18 protein-coding genes and 3 pseudogenes are annotated in these 16,525 nt (G+C 60.2%); 12 read left to right on the top strand and 9 right to left on the bottom strand.

The window, feature by feature from the left end:
- Positions 1-76: 76 nt before the first annotated feature.
- From nifW to NKJ32_RS26720, 5 genes are all read right to left on the bottom strand, one after another.
- Positions 77-457, bottom strand: a complete 381-nt coding sequence (gene nifW / locus NKJ32_RS26700; protein ID WP_352480507.1) for a nitrogenase stabilizing/protective protein NifW — start codon at positions 455-457, stop codon at positions 77-79.
- Positions 454-1,662 carry a homocitrate synthase gene (gene nifV / locus NKJ32_RS26705; RefSeq protein WP_352639909.1) on the bottom strand — a complete coding sequence of 403 codons (1,209 nt, stop codon included), beginning with the start codon at positions 1,660-1,662 and terminating at the stop codon, positions 454-456. The genes nifW and nifV overlap by 4 nt, the downstream gene beginning before the upstream one ends.
- Positions 1,659-2,876, bottom strand: coding sequence for a cysteine desulfurase NifS (gene nifS, locus NKJ32_RS26710; protein ID WP_352829374.1), 1,218 nt, complete (start codon positions 2,874-2,876; stop codon positions 1,659-1,661). Before nifS ends, nifV begins: the two co-directional genes overlap by 4 nt.
- A complete protein-coding gene (locus NKJ32_RS26715) occupies positions 2,827-3,072 on the bottom strand; it encodes a NifU family protein (RefSeq protein WP_352472419.1) in 246 nt (81 codons plus the stop codon). Before NKJ32_RS26715 ends, nifS begins: the two co-directional genes overlap by 50 nt.
- A 264-nt stretch (positions 3,073-3,336) precedes the next feature.
- A complete protein-coding gene (locus NKJ32_RS26720) occupies positions 3,337-3,657 on the bottom strand; it encodes a HesB/IscA family protein (protein ID WP_023678237.1) in 321 nt (106 codons plus the stop codon).
- Positions 3,658-4,244: 587 nt separating this feature from the next.
- Between NKJ32_RS26720 and hemP the strand changes: the two genes are divergently transcribed.
- Positions 4,245-4,349, top strand: a complete 105-nt coding sequence (gene hemP / locus NKJ32_RS26725) for a hemin uptake protein HemP (RefSeq protein WP_352692227.1) — start codon at positions 4,245-4,247, stop codon at positions 4,347-4,349.
- 32 nt (positions 4,350-4,381) lie between these two features.
- Complete coding sequence (locus NKJ32_RS26730; RefSeq protein ID WP_352829375.1) at positions 4,382-5,449, top strand: hemin-degrading factor; 1,068 nt, start codon at positions 4,382-4,384, stop codon at positions 5,447-5,449.
- 128 nt (positions 5,450-5,577) lie between these two features.
- Here NKJ32_RS26730 and NKJ32_RS26735 read toward each other — a convergent pair whose 3' ends face one another.
- On the bottom strand, positions 5,578-5,790 hold the full coding sequence (locus NKJ32_RS26735) for a hypothetical protein (protein WP_352829376.1): 213 nt from the start codon (positions 5,788-5,790) through the stop codon (positions 5,578-5,580).
- A gap of 520 nt (positions 5,791-6,310) precedes the next feature.
- Between NKJ32_RS26735 and NKJ32_RS26740 the strand changes: the two genes are divergently transcribed.
- The 6 genes from NKJ32_RS26740 (at position 6,311) to NKJ32_RS26765 (ending at position 11,122) form a co-directional block, all read left to right on the top strand.
- A complete protein-coding gene (locus tag NKJ32_RS26740; RefSeq protein WP_352829378.1) occupies positions 6,311-7,528 on the top strand; it encodes a cytochrome P450 in 1,218 nt (405 codons plus the stop codon).
- Positions 7,529-7,568: 40 nt separating this feature from the next.
- The gene (locus NKJ32_RS26745; RefSeq protein WP_352829380.1) at positions 7,569-7,760 is read left to right on the top strand and encodes a ferredoxin; all 192 of its coding nucleotides are present in this window, start codon (positions 7,569-7,571) and stop codon (positions 7,758-7,760) included.
- Between the two features lie 360 nt (positions 7,761-8,120).
- The gene (locus tag NKJ32_RS26750; RefSeq protein ID WP_352829404.1) at positions 8,121-8,741 is read left to right on the top strand and encodes a nitrogen fixation protein NifQ; all 621 of its coding nucleotides are present in this window, start codon (positions 8,121-8,123) and stop codon (positions 8,739-8,741) included.
- Between the two features lie 358 nt (positions 8,742-9,099).
- Positions 9,100-9,987 carry a hypothetical protein gene (locus NKJ32_RS26755; RefSeq protein WP_352825263.1) on the top strand — a complete coding sequence of 296 codons (888 nt, stop codon included), beginning with the start codon at positions 9,100-9,102 and terminating at the stop codon, positions 9,985-9,987.
- Positions 9,984-10,421, top strand: a complete 438-nt coding sequence (locus NKJ32_RS26760; protein WP_352623420.1) for a hypothetical protein — start codon at positions 9,984-9,986, stop codon at positions 10,419-10,421. Before NKJ32_RS26755 ends, NKJ32_RS26760 begins: the two co-directional genes overlap by 4 nt.
- A gap of 434 nt (positions 10,422-10,855) precedes the next feature.
- On the top strand, positions 10,856-11,122 hold the full coding sequence (locus tag NKJ32_RS26765; RefSeq protein ID WP_352623449.1) for a DNA -binding domain-containing protein: 267 nt from the start codon (positions 10,856-10,858) through the stop codon (positions 11,120-11,122).
- A gap of 32 nt (positions 11,123-11,154) precedes the next feature.
- Here the strand turns inward: NKJ32_RS26765 and NKJ32_RS26770 are convergent, their stop codons facing one another.
- A complete protein-coding gene (locus tag NKJ32_RS26770) occupies positions 11,155-11,760 on the bottom strand; it encodes a BRCT domain-containing protein (protein WP_352829382.1) in 606 nt (201 codons plus the stop codon).
- 38 nt (positions 11,761-11,798) lie between these two features.
- Positions 11,799-12,311 (bottom strand): excalibur calcium-binding domain-containing protein, encoded by a 513-nt coding sequence (locus NKJ32_RS26775; protein ID WP_352450766.1) that lies wholly within the window; start codon positions 12,309-12,311, stop codon positions 11,799-11,801.
- On the opposite strand from NKJ32_RS26775, the gene NKJ32_RS26780 reads away from it, so the two are divergent.
- From NKJ32_RS26780 to NKJ32_RS26790, 3 genes and pseudogenes are all read left to right on the top strand, one after another.
- Entirely contained in the window at positions 12,220-12,423 is a 204-nt protein-coding gene (locus tag NKJ32_RS26780; RefSeq protein WP_352623453.1) for a hypothetical protein, read from the top strand. The two genes, NKJ32_RS26775 and NKJ32_RS26780, sit on opposite strands and share 92 nt — an antisense overlap.
- A 433-nt stretch (positions 12,424-12,856) precedes the next feature.
- Positions 12,857-12,973 (top strand): annotated as a pseudogene (locus tag NKJ32_RS26785) (KTSC domain-containing protein); the annotation flags it as partial.
- Positions 12,956-13,276: pseudogene (locus NKJ32_RS26790) on the top strand (hypothetical protein). The pseudogenes NKJ32_RS26785 and NKJ32_RS26790, both read left to right, overlap by 18 nt.
- 13 nt (positions 13,277-13,289) lie before the next feature.
- On the opposite strand, the gene NKJ32_RS26795 reads toward NKJ32_RS26790, so the two are convergent.
- Positions 13,290-13,898, bottom strand: coding sequence for a deaminase (locus tag NKJ32_RS26795; protein WP_352825266.1), 609 nt, complete (start codon positions 13,896-13,898; stop codon positions 13,290-13,292).
- Between the two features lie 1,368 nt (positions 13,899-15,266).
- On the opposite strand from NKJ32_RS26795, the pseudogene tnpC reads away from it, so the two are divergent.
- Positions 15,267-16,507, top strand: a pseudogene (tnpC, locus tag NKJ32_RS26800) (IS66 family transposase); the annotation flags it as partial.
- Positions 16,508-16,525 lie beyond the last annotated feature (18 nt).

Raw genomic sequence — 16,525 nt, forward strand, 5'->3', positions numbered from 1 at the left:
GTTGCTTCCGAGGGCGCCGTGATGATGACGGATTTGTCGGCTTCTCGACATTGTCGCGTCGCAACCCGTGTCGCGGTCATTCCTGTCCGAACCGCTTCAGTACGGAGTCGAACGGGACAAAGGTGCGGCCCGGCGTGGCAGGTTTGTTCGGATCGTGGTCTTTGAGCACCTTGAAGACCCGATGCGAGAGCGGCGAGGAAATCGCGAAGTCTTCGTAAGCGCGTTCGAGCGTCGCGCGCACCCGCGCGGCAATCACCTGGTCGGGCAGACCGGAGAAATCTTCTTCGGCAAGGTATTGGCCGACGCGCTTCATGATATGGAGCCGCGAGACATTCAGCACCTTCGGATCATAGGAGACGCCAAGGACTGCGAAGAACTCCTCCGCAGCCGACAGGCGCTTCAGTCGTGCGAGGATGTCGGTGACATCGATAGGGCGGCTGTCAGCGGAACAATTCATTGCATTCTCCCTGGTCGGAAAACTGTGGTGTCGGTGCGCTCGCGCACGGCTGACCTGGACCCGCACAGCTCCGCGAGGGATGCCTCGCTGCACATTCCATCGTAGAGCTCGACCAGTTTCGTTGCAGTGACGGTCGATTTGGTCTCGGCCGCCTCGCGCCGGGCGCGGGCCACCATCGCGGCTGCCAGATCCGGGTCGAGATCGCGGCCGCTTTCGCTCAGCACATGGGCAATCGCAGTGGCGCCGGAATGCTTGCCGATGACGATACGCCGGCAGCGGCCCACGAGAGCCGGATCGAGCCCCTGATAAGTACGCGAGTCCTTCAGCAGCCCTGCGACGTGAATGCCGGATTCGTGGGTGAAAACATCGGCGCCGACGACCGGCTTAATGGCCGCGGTCTGCCGGCGGGCGGCCCAAGCCACCTGGGCGGCGAGGTCGGGCAATGCGGTCAGCTCGATGCCGGTATCCGCGCCGTCGAGGACCGCCATCGCGGCGGCCACCTCTTCCAGCGCGGCATTGCCCGCACGCTCGCCGAGCCCCAGGACGGTGACGGACGCATGGCGCGCGCCTGCGCGGATCGCGGCCAGCGTGTTGGCGGCAGCAAGTCCGAGATCGTTGTGCGCATGAAATTCAAGGTCGATTGGAGACTGCGCCACGAGTTGGGCGACAAGTTCGAAGGTCGAAAACGGGTCGAGAACGCCGACTGTGTCGGCTAGCCTGACGCGGCTTGCGCCGGCGCGTGCAGCCGTCTCGATGACGCGGGCGAGATGATCCCGATTGGCCCGCGAGGCGTCCTCGCAGCCCACCGCGACGAAGAAGCCGGCGGCGGCTGCGCGCCTGACCATACGTTCGATGACCTGGAGCGCTCCCGCCTTATCGAGGCCGAGCTTGGCGGCAAGTTGGATGTCCGACGCAGGCAGCGATAGATTGATGGCGTGGACGCCGCTCTCGATCGCTGCATCGAGATCCAGCGACGTCATCCGGCACCAGGCCATGAGCCGAACCGGGAGACACCGCGCGACCACGGCGCGAATTGTTTCGATCTCGTCGGCGCCCATGACCGGCGTGCCGATCTCGATCTCTGTGACGCCGGCCGCCGCAAGAGACTCGGCGATCTCCAGCTTTTCCGTCGTGGTAAAGGCGACGCCGGGCGCCTGCTCGCCATCGCGCAAGGTCGTATCGTTGAGAAAGACATGACGGGTCATGAACGGAAGCCTGTTCTGCTGCCGCTCAGGCATAGACCGGATTGAACGTCTTCGGAGCTTCGCTTACCCGGCCCAGAACTGGGAAAGCCACGCAGCTTCTCCACGATTGCCGGCATGACCTCGAGCACCCGGTCGACGTCCGCTTCGCCGTTGTCCCGCGCCAAGGAGAAGCGGACTGCCGCGTGTGGCGTTTTCATCGCGCTCAGGACATGGCTCGGTTCCAGCGAGCCGGAGGTGCAGGCGGAGCCGGAGGAACACGCGATGCCCACGCGGCTGAGGAGAAGTGGAATTCCATCACTTTCGACATGTTCGAAGGAGATGTTTGCGGTGTTGGGCAACCGTTCCAGGGGATCACCAGTGACACAGGTGCTTGGGATGCGCTGGAGAATCCCGTCCTCTAAACGGTCGCGGAGCGACTTTACCCGTGTGGTCTCGTCGTCCATGAATTTCAAGGCGAGTTCGGCCGCCATGCCGAGCCCGACTATGCCGGGCGTATTCTCGGTGCCAGCACGCCGGTTGTGTTCTTGGTGGCCCCCCTTGATCAGCGAGTGGAAATTGACGCCACGTTTTACGAAAAGCGCGCCGATCCCTTTCGGCCCGTGCAGCTTGTGGCCGGAGAGCGACAGCATGTCGATTGCGGTCGACTTCAGGTCCATCGGAAGCTTGCCGACCGCCTGCACAGCATCGGTATGGAAAAGGGCGCCCACTTCCTTGGCCAACTCGGCAAGCCTGACCACGGGGAAGATCACACCAGTCTCATTGTTCGCCCACATTATCGAGACGATTGCCACCTGTGGGGTGAGGGCGGCCATATAGGCGTCGAGGTCGAGCCGGCCACGGCAATCCACCGGGATCCTGTGCACCTTGACGCGGCGGGTCTTCTCAAGATGCGCGCAGAGCGTCAGCACGGCGGGATGCTCGACCGCGGACGTCACGATCTCGGTTCGGTTGGGCGCCGCCTCGAGCGCCGAAAGAAGCGCTGCATTGTCGCTTTCTGTCCCACCCGAGGTGAAGGTGATCTCATCGTCGGACTCCGCGCCGATCAGAGCTTGCAACTGCCTCCGCGCCTTTCTCACCGCCGCACTGACTGAGGCGCCAAGAGCGTGCGCCGACGAAGGGTTGCCGAATTGATCCCTAAAGAACGGCAACATCGCTTGCACGACCTCAGGATCGACCCGTGTGGTTGCGTTGTTGTCGAGGTAGACAGGTTTCATGTGCGATCCTCAGTTGACCGGAATGACGCGAGCGGGCGACCGCCTCATTGAGCCTCTGGCGTATGCCGTTGATGATGATGGGCCCGAACTGGCAGCCGGCGCAGACGCCCGAGAGTTTGACGTAGACCGGATCGGCGTCGACATGGACAAGTCCGCAGTCGCCGCCGTCAGCCCGCAGGTAAGGACGCCCGAACACGACAACGTTATCGATAAGCCGAATTTGGCGCAGCGGCGCGATTTGGCCGCCAGCAGCTTGGGTGCCACCAGGAACCGAACTGTTTCGGGAGGCGACGTTCTTTGCATCCTACCTGAAGCAATTGCCGGTCCCAAGATCGGCTTCGACCTTGCCTTGTTCTTGAGGACAGGGACATCTGTTGTGCCGGCCATATAAGCCTCCTCTGCCGCAAATGAGTCCGTCGGCGGCAATCGCTTCATGGACCCGCACAGGCGCTTCGGACGATCAACTGAAGGACTTGCCGCAGCCGCACTTCTCGCGCGCGTTGGGGTTATCGAAGACAAAGCCGGAAGATTCGAGCCCGGTGAGGAAGTCGACGGTCATGCCGGCGACATGCGGTTGGGAGCCCGCGTCCACGAACAGCTTGATCCCATCTGTCTCGGTGATCGCGTCGCCCTCGCGCGACACGCTCTCCAGGCCCATTAAGTATTTGAAGCCGGCGCAGCCGCCGGCCTGGACCATGATGCGAAAGCCTTCCGCCGGCTCGCTGGCGCGGGAAAGAGCAGTCTTGATGGCGGCAACAGCGTTGTCGGTGAGCGTAATCATGGCTCCATTCTCCTCAGTCCGGGACCTGCTTGCGCATCACGTTGCATGCACCGTGCCAAAGCGAAAAATGTTTCAACACAGCGCGGCATCTCTGACACTGCGGTGGTTCTTGTGAGTCCATTGCTGCGAAGGTGTCGGCCAACCGACACGTACTGTCGGGTTTGTCGGGTCCGCCACGGGGATGTTGGGCCTGAGTTCTTGGCTGAACTCACATTAAACCAATGACCATTACAGAAGACTTCTTCTGAGCTTGCTTCGGCGCAATTGGCACGGTTTTTGAAGCTCCATTTGGCGAGGCGGCAAGAGACTGCCGATCCACAATCATGTCGTGGGTGCCCTCGCGATCGATGGGGCGAAGCAAGGGAGCAACATGTCAGGACTGGGTCAGATACGCTTTGTTTGGCAAAGCAGCGCCGCCTGTGGCATCCGAATGCCCGATTGGCCGATTGCGACAACACCGACAATCGCTCACCACCGCCCAGTGGCCGCCGGCCGGCTCGATGGGATTCCATCGGCATGTGCCTGCTCGTGTCACTCGGGTCTCGCCGCTCCGACAGCACCCCCGGTTTTCGCGCGGGTGCGACGACGTGCGCACGCTGTCCAGCGACACTTTGTTCACGGGCCAGCAGCAGATCAGGGTCGAGCATTACGGCACGCCCTATCGGCTGAAGATTCCCCGGCAGGGCAGCTGATCCTTACACGTAGGTGGAAGCAGGGGTAAGACATGGACCAGCGCGAGAAACCGTCGCCGGACGAAATCCGGCGGGCGTGCGAAGACAATCCGAAAATCCGGGAGCATGATATCGCCGCTCGATTGGGCATTTCGGAAGCCGAATTGGTCGCGGCGCATTGTGGTCACGGCGCGGTGCGCATCGAGCCGCGCGTCGATGACCTGCTGACCGGCCTCGAAGCGGTCGGCGAGGTGATGGCGCTCACCCGCAATGAAAGTGCCGTGCACGAAAAGATCGGCGTCTACGACAAAGTGGTCACCGGCAACCAGCATGCCATGGTGCTCGGCGACGAAATCGACCTGCGCATCTTCCCGAAAGCGTGGGCGTATGGCTTCGCCGTCGAGAAGCGCGAGGGAGCCGAGATCCGCCGCAGCCTGCAATTCTTTGATGCCACCGGCGAGGCGATGCACAAAGTACATCTCAGGGCCGCCTCGAACCTGCACGCCTATCAGAATCTGGCGGCAAAGCTCGCATCCTCCGACCAGGAGCCGATCATATCGGTCAAGCCGAGCGGGGCGGGCGATAACGCAGTGAGTCCGGACCAAGCCGCCACGGTCGACGACCTACGCGAGCACTGGAGCCGGCTGAGCGACGTGCATCAGTTCTACGATATGTTGAAGACACTGAAGCTCAGCCGCTGCCAGGCGATGCGTATGGCCGGCGAGGATTACGCCTGGCAGCTCGACAATGATGCCGTTGGCGCCCTGTTCCAACAAGCGGCCGAAGACGAGATGCCGATCATGTGCTTTGTCGGCAATCGTGGTTGCATCCAGATCCATTCCGGCCCGATCAAGTCGGTCAAGCAGATAGGGCCGCGGATCAATGTGCTCGACGAGACCTTCCATCTGCATCTTAGGACCCATCACATCCGCGAGGTCTGGGCCGTGCGCAAGCCGACGAGGGACGGTCACGTCACGTCCATTGAAGCCTATGGCGCCGACGGCAAGATGATCATCCAGTTCTTCGGCGCGCGCAAGGAAGGCGAACGCGAGCGCAGCGACTGGCGGTTTCTGGCCGAGAGTCTACCACGTGTTCCCGGTCCGACCTACAGGGATGTGTAGAGTGCTGAGAGGCCCTCGGATTGAACCGGCCGCCATAGGACTCGGCACCACGTTGCGACAGCGGCTGCGAGGTCGTAGCGCATACGGACGGTTAGGTGTGCACGCCGGAATTGACCGCATCGATACAGTCAAGCTGGTCGCCGGCCGGACTGCTGCGCACGAGTGCATCGCCGTCTGACCGAAAATCCTTGCAGCGCCTGCGAGCGATAAAACGCATACGCCATCAGCGCCGAACCGAAGCGCGGCTCGACCTTGTTGATATTTCCGATCATCGCGCGCAAGCGCCGTCGGGTATTGTCGGACCGCACCCGATCCTTGCGCTGGATCGCGTCGTAGCTCAATCCGGGCCGTGCGAGCGATCTCCTCGCTCGTCGACCGGAAGGCTGTGCAGCAGCAGCCAAGCCGAACAGCCCTATGTCGCGGACTCGACAAAACCGACCACGGATGTCGGTTGTCGGACGTTGTCCTAAGAATGATGGACAGGTGATCATCAGCGGCGGGCCCAGTGCAGGCTGGCATTGATTGGTGCAGCGCCATGGGTACGCCTATCCGGCACGCGACTTGCTTCGACAATTTGATCAGCAGGGCATCAGCAGTGCGTCACGGTGCTCAGAGGTGATTGACCAGCCTCTCAACCCTAACGGGGATAAGCGGCGGCTTTGCTTCATGACCGCAGCGCGGCGGAGATGCCCCTTCTGATCGACTTCGCAACCGATCTCATCCGCGCTGGTGCAGGTGGGCTGTATCAGGCGACAGAATCTAGAAGGCGCCCGACAAGAGACGTGCCCATGCTGGAAATCGACTTTATGAACAGCGGTGCAATCTCAATCGAGCCATGAACGCCAATGTAGAGAAAACAAAATGGCGACCAACCCCGTTCCAGATCATGTCCCGCCCGAAATGGTGAGGGACTTCAGCCTGTTTACATCGCCAGGGATGCCACCAACACTCAACGGGGATCCACACGCAGCTGTCGCTTGCGTACATGACGGGCCTCCGATCTTTTACTCCCGCTACAACACGCAAGATGGCCGGGGTACCTGGGTCATCACCCGTGCCGCGGACCAGCGGAAGGTGCTGCAGGACGCAGAGACTTTTTCCAGCCATCGCAGCATCTTCTCCTCCATACTGGGTGAAAACTGGCCGACGATCCCGCTTGAGCTCGATCCACCGGCCCATGGCGTCTTTCGCTCACTGCTCAGTCCGCTGCTTTCGCCAAAGCGGGTGAGGGTGTTGGAGCCGGCTGTCCGCGAGCAAGTAATCATGCTGATCGATAGAATTGTCGCATCGGGCACAAGCTGCGACGCGATGAAGGATTTTGCCTTTCCTTTCGCGGTGAGCACCTTTCTTCGCTTTCTGGGGTTGCCCGATGACCGACTCGATACATTCGTCGGCTGGGGGAAAGATCTGCTCCACGGCGACGATAAGGAACGACCTGTGGCTGCCCGGACGATCGTGGCATTCATCGACGAACTTGCAGCCATGCGCCGCCAGGAGGCGGTTGACGATTTCATGACCTTTATCGTGCAGGCACAGGTCGAGGGCCGCCGGCTGACGGACACCCAAGTCCGCGGCATCGGCGTGCTTGTCTTCGTCGCTGGGCTCGACACGGTCGCAGCAGCTATAGGCTTTGACTTGGCGTACCTCGCGCGCAACCTCAAAGATCAGCAATTGCTGCGGAGCGAACCGGACCGCATCCCGCTCGCAACCGAAGAATTGCTGCGGGCCTATCCGCCCATTCAGTTGATCCGCGTGGCTACGAAAGATATCGACTTCGAAGGCGCGCCGATCCGGAAGGGGGACTATGTTTCCTGCGCCACGATGATTGCCAATCGTGACCCGGCGGAATTCGAATGCCCCAACACGATCGATTTGGAGCGGGAGGACAACCGCCACGCAGCGTTTGGCTATGGTCCCCACCGTTGCCTTGGCTCACACCTTGCCCGGCGGGAGATTGTCATTGGCCTGGAGGAGTGGCTGGCGCGCATCCCGGCTTTCAGGATCAAGCAGGGTACGGCACCGATAACCTCTGGCGGCCATGTGTTCGGGATCGAAAATTTGATCCTGGACTGGTCTTAGGCCCGCCCCGAGCCGGGGCACAGACAATGGAGGCAGCGCCATGCGCATCATCGTCCAAAAGGCCAAATGCCAGGGTCACGCGCGATGCGCGGCGCAAGCGCCGGACATCTTCAAGCTTGATGACGAGGGCTACATCCTGCCTGGTGACATTGAAGTTGCGAAAGGGGAGGAACTGCCTGCATCGCGAGGCGCGCGATGCTGTCCTGAACGTGCGCTGGAACTCACCCGCTGACGCTTTGAATCAGACGTCATTCAACCGAGAGTCTGGCGGGCTTGAATGGGGTCGACCATGTGGCCGCACTGGAAAGGACGGCACGCGACCTCTGTCCCAGCACGGTCCACGTCCAACTCCGCGGGGGCACTTCCGGCGCAGAGGTGTTCCCCATGAGGCGCAAACGGCACGGCGGGGGTTCGCGACACACCTCTTCCAATCACAGAATTTGCGACAGAGCCGATGGACCAGACGAAAATTACCGCACTACTCGACCGCGAGACGATCCGCGACTGCCTCTACCCGAAGAACTGCCCGACCCATGTTGCGGCCGGCCGGGTCGCTGCATGACTTGATAGGACAAACCAGGAGAACGGCACCATATTTGCCCAACACTATGCCCGGCTCCGCACCGGCGGATGGCCGCAGATCGAGCTGGAGAGGAGGTTCGACCAGCATGTGCTTGCCTGTGTGCTTTCACGTGCGCTCGAGGAGATCGAGGCCGGCGAGGCGACGGCGACGCAGGCAACCGGCCTTTCGCGCGCCGAGCTGCGCGATGTCCTGGCCCGCTGTTTCCCTGCTATTCCTATCACCGCGTTTGCCTTGGAAGAGGTGAGCGAGCCCGAGCCGGACCTGGAGGAAGAACTTCTGCGCGGACTGCTGCTGGCGCATGCCCGGCCGGGCGACCCGGCGAGCGCCCGCTTCGCCAAGATCATCGCCCGGCGTGCCATGCGCAATGACCATCTCTGGCAGGACCTTGGCCTTTTTAATCGAAGCGACCTCGGCTGCCTGCTCGCCTCGCATTTTCCGACGCTGGCGGCCGGCAACACCCAAAATATGAAATGGAAGAGATACTTTTACCGCAAGCTCTGCGAGGCCGAAGGTTTTTCGCTGTGCAGCGCGCCCAGTTGCCGGGAATGCAATGATTTCGAAAGCTGCTTCGGCCCGGAGGAAGGCGAAAGCCACCTCACACGGATCAAGAACGGCATCGCCTCGGATTGAGAGCCGCTTCCGTCAGTCGTAAGCCCCAGCGCTCGCGCCGCGCCATATGTCTCTTGTCGAATGTCGACTGACGCCTTCGGGGATTGAATGCTGTGCCTGCTGCCCGATTGCTCGCGGTGCTCGCTTCGGCGGGCCGTCGTCATGGCGCGCCGCCGGTGGAGCTCTTACGGCAGGCGCAAGCGATTTGACCTGCTTGCGAGCGTCTTTCTCGTTGCCGCAAAAAGAGAGCCTCAACGTGAGCTAAAGCGGAAAACGGGAGAGTGACCAATTCGTGAGGATATTTGTTGCATTTTTAAGCTGGCATGATTGCAGTTTCTCGATTTTTGGGCACATTGTGCCGCCAAGTCGGGTGGTCACTATGAAATCGCGATCCAGAATGCTTCCAATGCTCGCCGCGTCGTTGGTAGTCGGGGTTGTATCGGCCGAAGCGAAAACCTGCGATGAGGGCGATACCCGTCAGGAACATCACGTCGGCAACTTCAACTTCGTAACCAGCTCCTGGGTCGAGAAGAAAGGCAAGCTGCGACGTTACATTTCTTGTGTTAAAAACCTCGATCCCAACAGCGATCTTCTAGTCACCTGGTTTATCGCTGGGCCATTTCAGACCTATGTTCCCGCGACAGTCGAACTACCCACGCCTCGATTGCGTGACGACATCAGCCCCAGGCCAGTGCGTGGCTGCATCCAATATGGGAACCTCGGAGAAAGGACGCCTGCCGAGTTCATGGGGACGGCAGACGACGAAGAACGAAATGGCAAAGAAGGAAATTGCGCTCCCGCCACCCAAGTTGGGAACGAACCTCAGGGTACGGACTTACCTCCCGATGGGTGGCAGGATGATGTGAGAGTATTCTTCCCAAGCGACCCAGATGATCCGCACGACACAATGCTCGAAGTTACCGGAAAAATTGGCATCGCACCGATCCCAGGAGGCGTGACGGGGGGTGGCTTCCAAAGCTTCTTCGCTTACTCCGCGAAACAGTATGAGGGAAGAAAGCTTGGCAAGGTTGAGGACGTTACGGTCACGCCTGTTTTCCCGATAAAATCCGACTTCTTCGCTGCGGCCTTCTTCAAAGAAAACAAAGAGGCGACAGGGCTTTCGCGCGACGGATCGATCAGCTTTGACGTGCTCGCCCCCTTTTCTAACGCCTGGAGGCCTGCGCCGGCGTTCTACGAGTTTCGCGACAAGCATGGCCGAGTGTTGGGAGCCATACCAATGCCGCTCTTCCAGAGCTCAGGCGGATGAGTTTAGAAGAGATTTTTGACTTTATTCGAAAGGTCACGCCAGAGCTTCTTCAGGGCTGGGTTTCTAGCTGGGCTACGCTCTTCAAAAACACGTACATAATGCGTCCAGATGCCAACGATCAGGTCGTTTCCACAGCGTTGGCCATTTCCACTCTGTTCGCCATTTTCTTCGTATTGATTACTGTTTCCACAACTGCGGCACGCCTTAAAGCGATCGCTATAGGCTTCGCCGCTGCCGTTGTGGTCCTCTTTTGCTTCTGCAATGCCATAAGGATTTGGCTAAATTTCCCTCTGACCCGCGAAACCATAGGGAAGCTGCAACCCACCTGGGACTATGTGACCATGGCATTCACACTTGCAATGGTAATGATGATGCTATTTGCAATCCTGTCATTTATAAAGGCGGTTTACGGAAATCTTCGATCGACCTCGTGAACAAAAAGAAAAGACTCAATGGTCGACTGATTAAGCTCTTGGAAGAAGTAATCTCAATTCAGACGAGAATGAACTTGTAGATTTCTGCCCTTGTTTATCTTATGCACATGAGGGGCATGGAGCGGACGGCGGATGACCTCACATATACGTAGGATGGTTCCTCGTCGCAAGTCGGCTGGGGCGGCCAAGATTGCGACCTCCACTATGAAGCGAACCGGGGCGCCGAAGAAGCCGCTGCTAGTCGAAAGCGTGACGGCATACCTGCAACGGGTGTTCGAGCTCCCTGAGATGACAGGTGGCGCTCGCTGCTACCGTGGCGAGTCTGATGCCAAGTGGCAACTGAAGCCCTCTATTATGCGGGGAGTGCGCTCTGATGCGGAGGCACCTACAGAGTTCAGCACGCATTAGTTCGCTGAAGATGCGGTTCTCGATGTCTGCTCGACTCTGACGTCGCCGATGAGGCTCCCACTTCTTCGGTTCTGACCGGATACGACGAAGAGCGTCTGCTTACCTACATTCGTCTGCTCGACGCCGCGGCCGAGGAGGCGGACTGGCGAGAGGTCGCCAGGATCGTCCTGCATATCGATCCTGAGAAGGAACCGGAGCGGGCATTCAGGGCTTGGGAGACGCATCTCGCCCGCGCCCGGTGGATGACGACGAACGGCTACCGATATCTGCTGGCGGGCGGTGCGCCGCACTGAAAACCTGGCCCGATCGTTTGGCAAAGGACACCTCAGAGAAAGCTGGCCCAGTGACTTTCGGCGACGATCGAGATTGGCAATCCTTTGTCGCGCCAGCCGGTAGCCTTGACGATTTTATCCCCAAATGAAGAATGCTTCCACGATTCGGTGGCATAGGCGCCTATAACCAAAACTTCTGTTTTCTGGCTCAGACCTCCCGCGAAGGCTCCGCGATCTGCGATGGCCTGTTCGCAATGCTTCCGCTGGCCAAAATTGAATGTGCCTGTGAAGCAGTACAACCGGCCGACGAAAGTCAAAGTCGGGGCCGGATCGCAGAGTGGCAGCGACGTCGGCTTTAGCACTTCTCCGAGTTCGAAATTCCGATTCGAGAAGCTGTTTAGCGTATCCACAAGTTGCGCGTGTTCATCGGAATCGAGCACGCCGTCTTCAAGGATCTCATTGATGCGCCGGTACAAGGTTCGGATGATTGGTTGATTACTGATCTCCACATTCGCCGCCAACCATTTTTGAAGGAACTGGACCTCGGCCTTGTTGATGGTTCCATCTGCGGCCAGGCCACGGGCGAGCCCTATGAGTTCGTCGACCTGACGCGACGAGATACGGTCGCCGCCAACGCGATTGTAGAATTTCTCGTCCATTAATACGTCCCCCCGAGGGCCGCGGCCCATTGTCGTTCCTAACAGAGCGTCTCGCACGCCCTTCCGTCGCCATCGCGGTCCAGCTTGCCGCCCCACGGGCAATTGCCGAGATACCATTGCGCCTCGTCGCACGGGCTGATTTTCGAGCAAGTTCGCCGCGGCTGGCATGAGTAGCTTTGCGCCACTTGCCGGCCGCCGACGATGCCGAGCGGCTGGCTGATCGCCGGCTGCGCCTTTTCTGCGTGCTCTACCCGCCAAACCCACGGCGCCTCGAAATCGCCAGCCCAAAGACCGATTTTCGCCGCCTCCGCTCTCGCCTGCTGCGGTGCATATGCGCCCTGGCTGTAGCTAGGCCAATCAAGAGCCTGGCCGTTCTCCACCAGCCACGAGGCAACGCTTCTGCCGTCGGCCCGCGAGCAGTCGGCAACAAAGCGGCCGTAGCGGTCCCAAGCGACGAAAGTGCACCGGAGCGGCCTCGAGGGCTGCCAGGAAGGCGTCAAGGGCGCCGGCGGACTTCGCACCGCACTGGTAGCGGAAGCCCTTGGCGTCATCGCACCGTTGCGCGGCCTCCCGGGCGTCGATTCCACTGAAACGGATACGCTGGCCGTGAATTTCGATCGTATCGCCGCCGATAACGTCGGCCGAGCGCTGGTTCGACCATAGCATCGGTAATGCCGATGGTATCTTTTCGGTCGAGCAGCGGAAGCAATCCCCGCTATTGGAGCGGGAGCCGGGCCGATCCATTTCGACACGGCTTTTTGGAAACCATCGGTGTGCTGCAGGAAGTACTGTGTCGCCAATGCGGCCACTGCCGCGATGGTAACATACACCAGCCGCATCGGCACGCCCGAGAGCGGTCGGGCACGATATCGCCTTACGCCAGGGCGCTTCCGCCACTGGCCAGACCGATTGTCATACCGAGATTTGTCCAAGTCCCCGCTCCCCTCGGGAACAATGCGTTCTTTGCTCCGGAGAGTCCAGTGGGCCTTCACGGTTGCGCGGGCAGGTGCGTGACAAGGGCGTTCGGCTTGGTGGTCATGAAGCCATAGACCTCGTAGCCCCTGGGACCTCCTGGACCTTGCGCATCCCCGCCGTCATGCCATCCACCTCGATACGCAAAACGGAATACGATCTGGATCGCAGAATCCTTTCGGTGTGGTTCGTCGCCAGCGGCAAACGATACGAATTTGAAGATGTGCCGCCGGAGACCTTTGCCGAGTTCCGAGGCCCGGTCGTTGCTGCCGGCCTCGCTGGGGGCGTCCTGCGCGCTCTGTCGCGCCACCGCTACAAGATACGCGCATGGTGGCGTCGCCGATCTGCGGCGCCCTGGCGGCTGCCCTATCTGACGCTGCCGGTAGTGAATTACTTCCGCGCCACAGGGTTGCCGATTCCGGCGACCGACGACGACACAACGACGCTCGCCGCGGCGTTCCTGATCGGGGTGTCGGCAATGTGGATCTCGGACATCCTGTTCGAATTCATCGTGCGGAAGTTCAGACCGGCGGCGGAGGAGTGAATCGGCAGCTGGGTCACTGGGCCGCAATATTTTCTGTATCTGCTGTCGTCTTGTCGATTTCATCCGACTCGGACTGCTCTGATTTGACCACTATACCTAGCTCCTCAGCCACTGCTATTAGGGAGGAGTATATAGCGGACTCTTCATCGTAAATGTACGACGGGCCTTTATCTTCGAGCAAAGGCATAGGCTCTCCTTTGTACCATTCAGCAACTTTCCCATCAGCAGAGCGTCTCGAACCTTTTTCAAATATGTCTCGATACCTGCGGGGCGAAATACCCACGAAATGCTCAAATAAAATGCGTCGTTCATTCTTTTCATCAAGGACAGCAGAGTCCTCGTGAAACTCCACTGCCTTACTTTTTGGGTACGGTTCGATGAACACAACCCGCTTTAAACCTGATGCAATTATGTGCTTCGCGCAGTTGTGGCATGGAAAGGTCGTGACAAAGATGGTCGCGCCGCCTGTTGGCCGACCCAAGCGCGCCGCATCACAGAGTGCCGTCATCTCGGCATGGGTCATTCTCCCGAATTCCGTGATATCGGAAATCGAGGCTGCCTTAATTCGCTTCCGGACGGCCGAGTCGGCATAAAGCGCTTCGGCTGTTGCGCCATCCTTCAAAACGGATGCCTCCTCCAAAGTTCGAAGGAAGTTGAAAATAATTCGGTTCTTTTCGGTTCGATTTACGTCGACCCATCATCATAATCCCTATGGGGATAATCGTCTTCGGTCCAATAGGTGCGCCACCAAATTTCGGCACCTCGTTGCAGCCCCGTGCCTGGTGAACGACTGATCGCCCGCCGTGCCGAAAGGTGCGGCGGGCGGTCCCGATCGCCGGGTTTTGTCGGCGCTCAGACCAGAGGCACGTCGCAGCGCGAGCGCAGTTTCTACCTAGTGGAAGTCAATCTTTTTTGACGACTGCGAGGTGTGTCTTTGGAGACGGATGAGCGCAGGCGTGTCGATCTTCGACGCTATGCGCCTAGCGAGTTCCCGCAATTCGAAAAAGCCGTCAATACTCATTAGGCTCAACGGTTGGCCTGACGAAGTGTCCCACCGCAAAGGTGCTTTGTCTTGCCTGTACGAAGATCCGTTCATCTCGCAAATGGCATCGTAAATCGCCTGTGCGATCGACATTTCGGCAAGGATACGCTCTGCATCTTTTTGGCTATTCACGAAAAGTTCCCCCAAATCCGCGCTCCCCTTAGCCGGTTTCATTAGAAGCCGCTAGATTACCCGGATGTGACACCTCGGATAAAATCGATTGATATGGCGGAGGGAGCACGCCGGGCTTTTTGTCTGGCCGTATGTACGCGATGAAAAATCGACGTTTTTGTTGCTGCAGCCCGGCGCCCGCCGGCTCGAGTTCATTCCGCCGATGGAGCCAAAGCTGGTCGCCAAGCCGCCCGGTGGCGAGTGACCTTGCCCCCAGTTTCTATCCAGTTTTGAGTTCGTTTCCGGCGTGGGTTGTGCCCTGCTGGGCGGGTGAAGCGGCGGGCGCTGGCGCGGAGCCTTTGGCATAGCGCAGCGCGAGCGACCGTCGCAGATTGAAGGTGGTGGCGAACTCGGCCGGTGTCTGCCAGGATTTGGGAATGCGGCCGCGGGGTGTTGTACAACACGACGACAGTACACCCACGGGACGGAGGTTCGCGAGCTTTTATATCCGTGGCATCCTTGGTGCGGTCAGCTCGTGCATGTCCCTCAGGCGCTGGCCAAAGGTACGGATAGTTTCCGCTGCAGCCTTTCTGGTGCTTCTTCTGATCGGCTTCTTGAAGTCCCAGCATGGATGTTCGACCGCGGATATTGGCGCAGCCTGCCGGTTCCGCACGTCGATCTCGCGAGCCTGCATGCTTTGGCAAAGTTACTGGAAGACGCCGACGCCTCATCGCAATCTGCGGTAATGGGCGCAGCATTGGTCTCTCACGAAACGAGTCGGAGAGATGTCCATGCCTCGCCAGTCCATGACATACCAGTTCGATCTGTTTCGGCTCGGCCGCGACAGAGGACGAGTTGGCGGCAGAGAAAGCGGCGGCGCAGACGCAGTCGGTCAAATCGTTCGAGCGCAACCGGCCTTCGCGCAAGCCGTTCCCAGAGCACCTGCCGCGCGAGCGCGTCGTCATCGCCGCGCCCGAAAGCTGTCCCTGCTGCGGATCGGCGAAACTGTCGAAGCTGGGCGAGGACGTCACGGAGACGCTGGAAGTGATCCCGCGCCAGTGGAAGGTGATCCAGACGGTGCGCGAAAACTTCTCGTGCCGGGATGCGAGAAGATCACGCAGCCGCCGGCCCCCTTCCACGTAACCCCGCGGGGCTTCGCCGGCCCGAACCTTTTGGCGATGATCCTGTTCGAGAAGTTCGGTCAGCATCAGCCGCTGAACCGGCAGAGCGAACGATACGCCCGCGAAGGCATCGATCTGAGCGTGTCGACGCTGGCCGACCAGGTCGGCGCCTGCGCGTTGGTGCTGCAGCCGCTGCATGCGCTGATCGAGACCCATGTGCTTGCCGCCGAGCGGCTGCATGGCGAGGACACCACGGTGCCCATCCTGGCCAAGGGCAAGACGGCCACCGGCCACATCTGGACTTATGTCCGTGACGACCGGCCGTTCGGCGGAACCTCGCCGCCGGCCGCGCTCTACTACGCTTCGCGCGATCGACGACAGGATCACCCCGAGCGCCATCTGCAAGACTTCACCGGTTCCTGCAGGCCGACGCCTATAGCGGGTACAACACGCTTTACGATCCGTCGCGGGCTCAGGGACCAGTCACACCGGCGCTGTGCTAGGCCCATGCGCGACGACAGTTCTTCGAGCTGGCCGACATTGCCGCCAATGCGCGGCGCGGAAAGAAGGCGCCGGCGATCTCACCCATTGCATTCGAGGCCGTCAAGCGCATCGACGCGCTGTTCGACATCGAGCGCGACATCAACGGCCTCACTGAGGAGCAACGGTTGGCGGTTCGCCAGGAAAGAAGTGCCCCACTGTTATTGAAGCTCGAAGAATGGCTGCGTGAGGAGCGCTCCCGCCTGTCGCGCTCGGCCTCTGTCGCCAAGCCGATCGACTATATGCTCCGGCGGTGGGACCGCTTTGCCCGCTTCATCGAGGACGGCCGGGTGTCTTACGAACAACGCCGCCGAACGGGCGCTGCGCGGTTTTGCCCTGGGCCGCAAATCCTGGCTGTTTGCCGGCTCCGAACGCGGCGCTGCCCGGGCGGCGGCCATGGCGACGCTGATCATGACCTGCTTATGCCGCGCGCGG

The sequence above is a fragment of the Mesorhizobium sp. M0159 genome, from assembly GCF_040322295.1.
Lineage (GTDB): Bacteria > Pseudomonadota > Alphaproteobacteria > Rhizobiales > Rhizobiaceae > Mesorhizobium.

Excerpts from the sequence above, each read along its gene's own strand:
- nifW (WP_352480507.1), bottom strand. The coding sequence starts at position 457 with ATGAATTGTTCCGCTGACAGCCGCCCTATCGATGTCACCGACATCCTC.
- nifV (WP_352639909.1), bottom strand. The coding sequence starts at position 1,662 with ATGACCCGTCATGTCTTTCTCAACGATACGACCTTGCGCGATGGCGAG.
- nifS (WP_352829374.1), bottom strand. The coding sequence starts at position 2,876 with ATGAAACCTGTCTACCTCGACAACAACGCAACCACACGGGTCGATCCT.
- NKJ32_RS26720 (WP_023678237.1), bottom strand. The coding sequence starts at position 3,657 with ATGATTACGCTCACCGACAACGCTGTTGCCGCCATCAAGACTGCTCTT.
- NKJ32_RS26730 (WP_352829375.1), top strand. The coding sequence starts at position 4,382 with ATGGACCAGCGCGAGAAACCGTCGCCGGACGAAATCCGGCGGGCGTGC.
- NKJ32_RS26740 (WP_352829378.1), top strand. The coding sequence starts at position 6,311 with ATGGCGACCAACCCCGTTCCAGATCATGTCCCGCCCGAAATGGTGAGG.
- NKJ32_RS26745 (WP_352829380.1), top strand. The coding sequence starts at position 7,569 with ATGCGCATCATCGTCCAAAAGGCCAAATGCCAGGGTCACGCGCGATGC.
- NKJ32_RS26755 (WP_352825263.1), top strand. The coding sequence starts at position 9,100 with ATGAAATCGCGATCCAGAATGCTTCCAATGCTCGCCGCGTCGTTGGTA.
- NKJ32_RS26760 (WP_352623420.1), top strand. The coding sequence starts at position 9,984 with ATGAGTTTAGAAGAGATTTTTGACTTTATTCGAAAGGTCACGCCAGAG.
- NKJ32_RS26770 (WP_352829382.1), bottom strand. The coding sequence starts at position 11,760 with ATGGACGAGAAATTCTACAATCGCGTTGGCGGCGACCGTATCTCGTCG.
- NKJ32_RS26775 (WP_352450766.1), bottom strand. The coding sequence starts at position 12,311 with ATGACGCCAAGGGCTTCCGCTACCAGTGCGGTGCGAAGTCCGCCGGCG.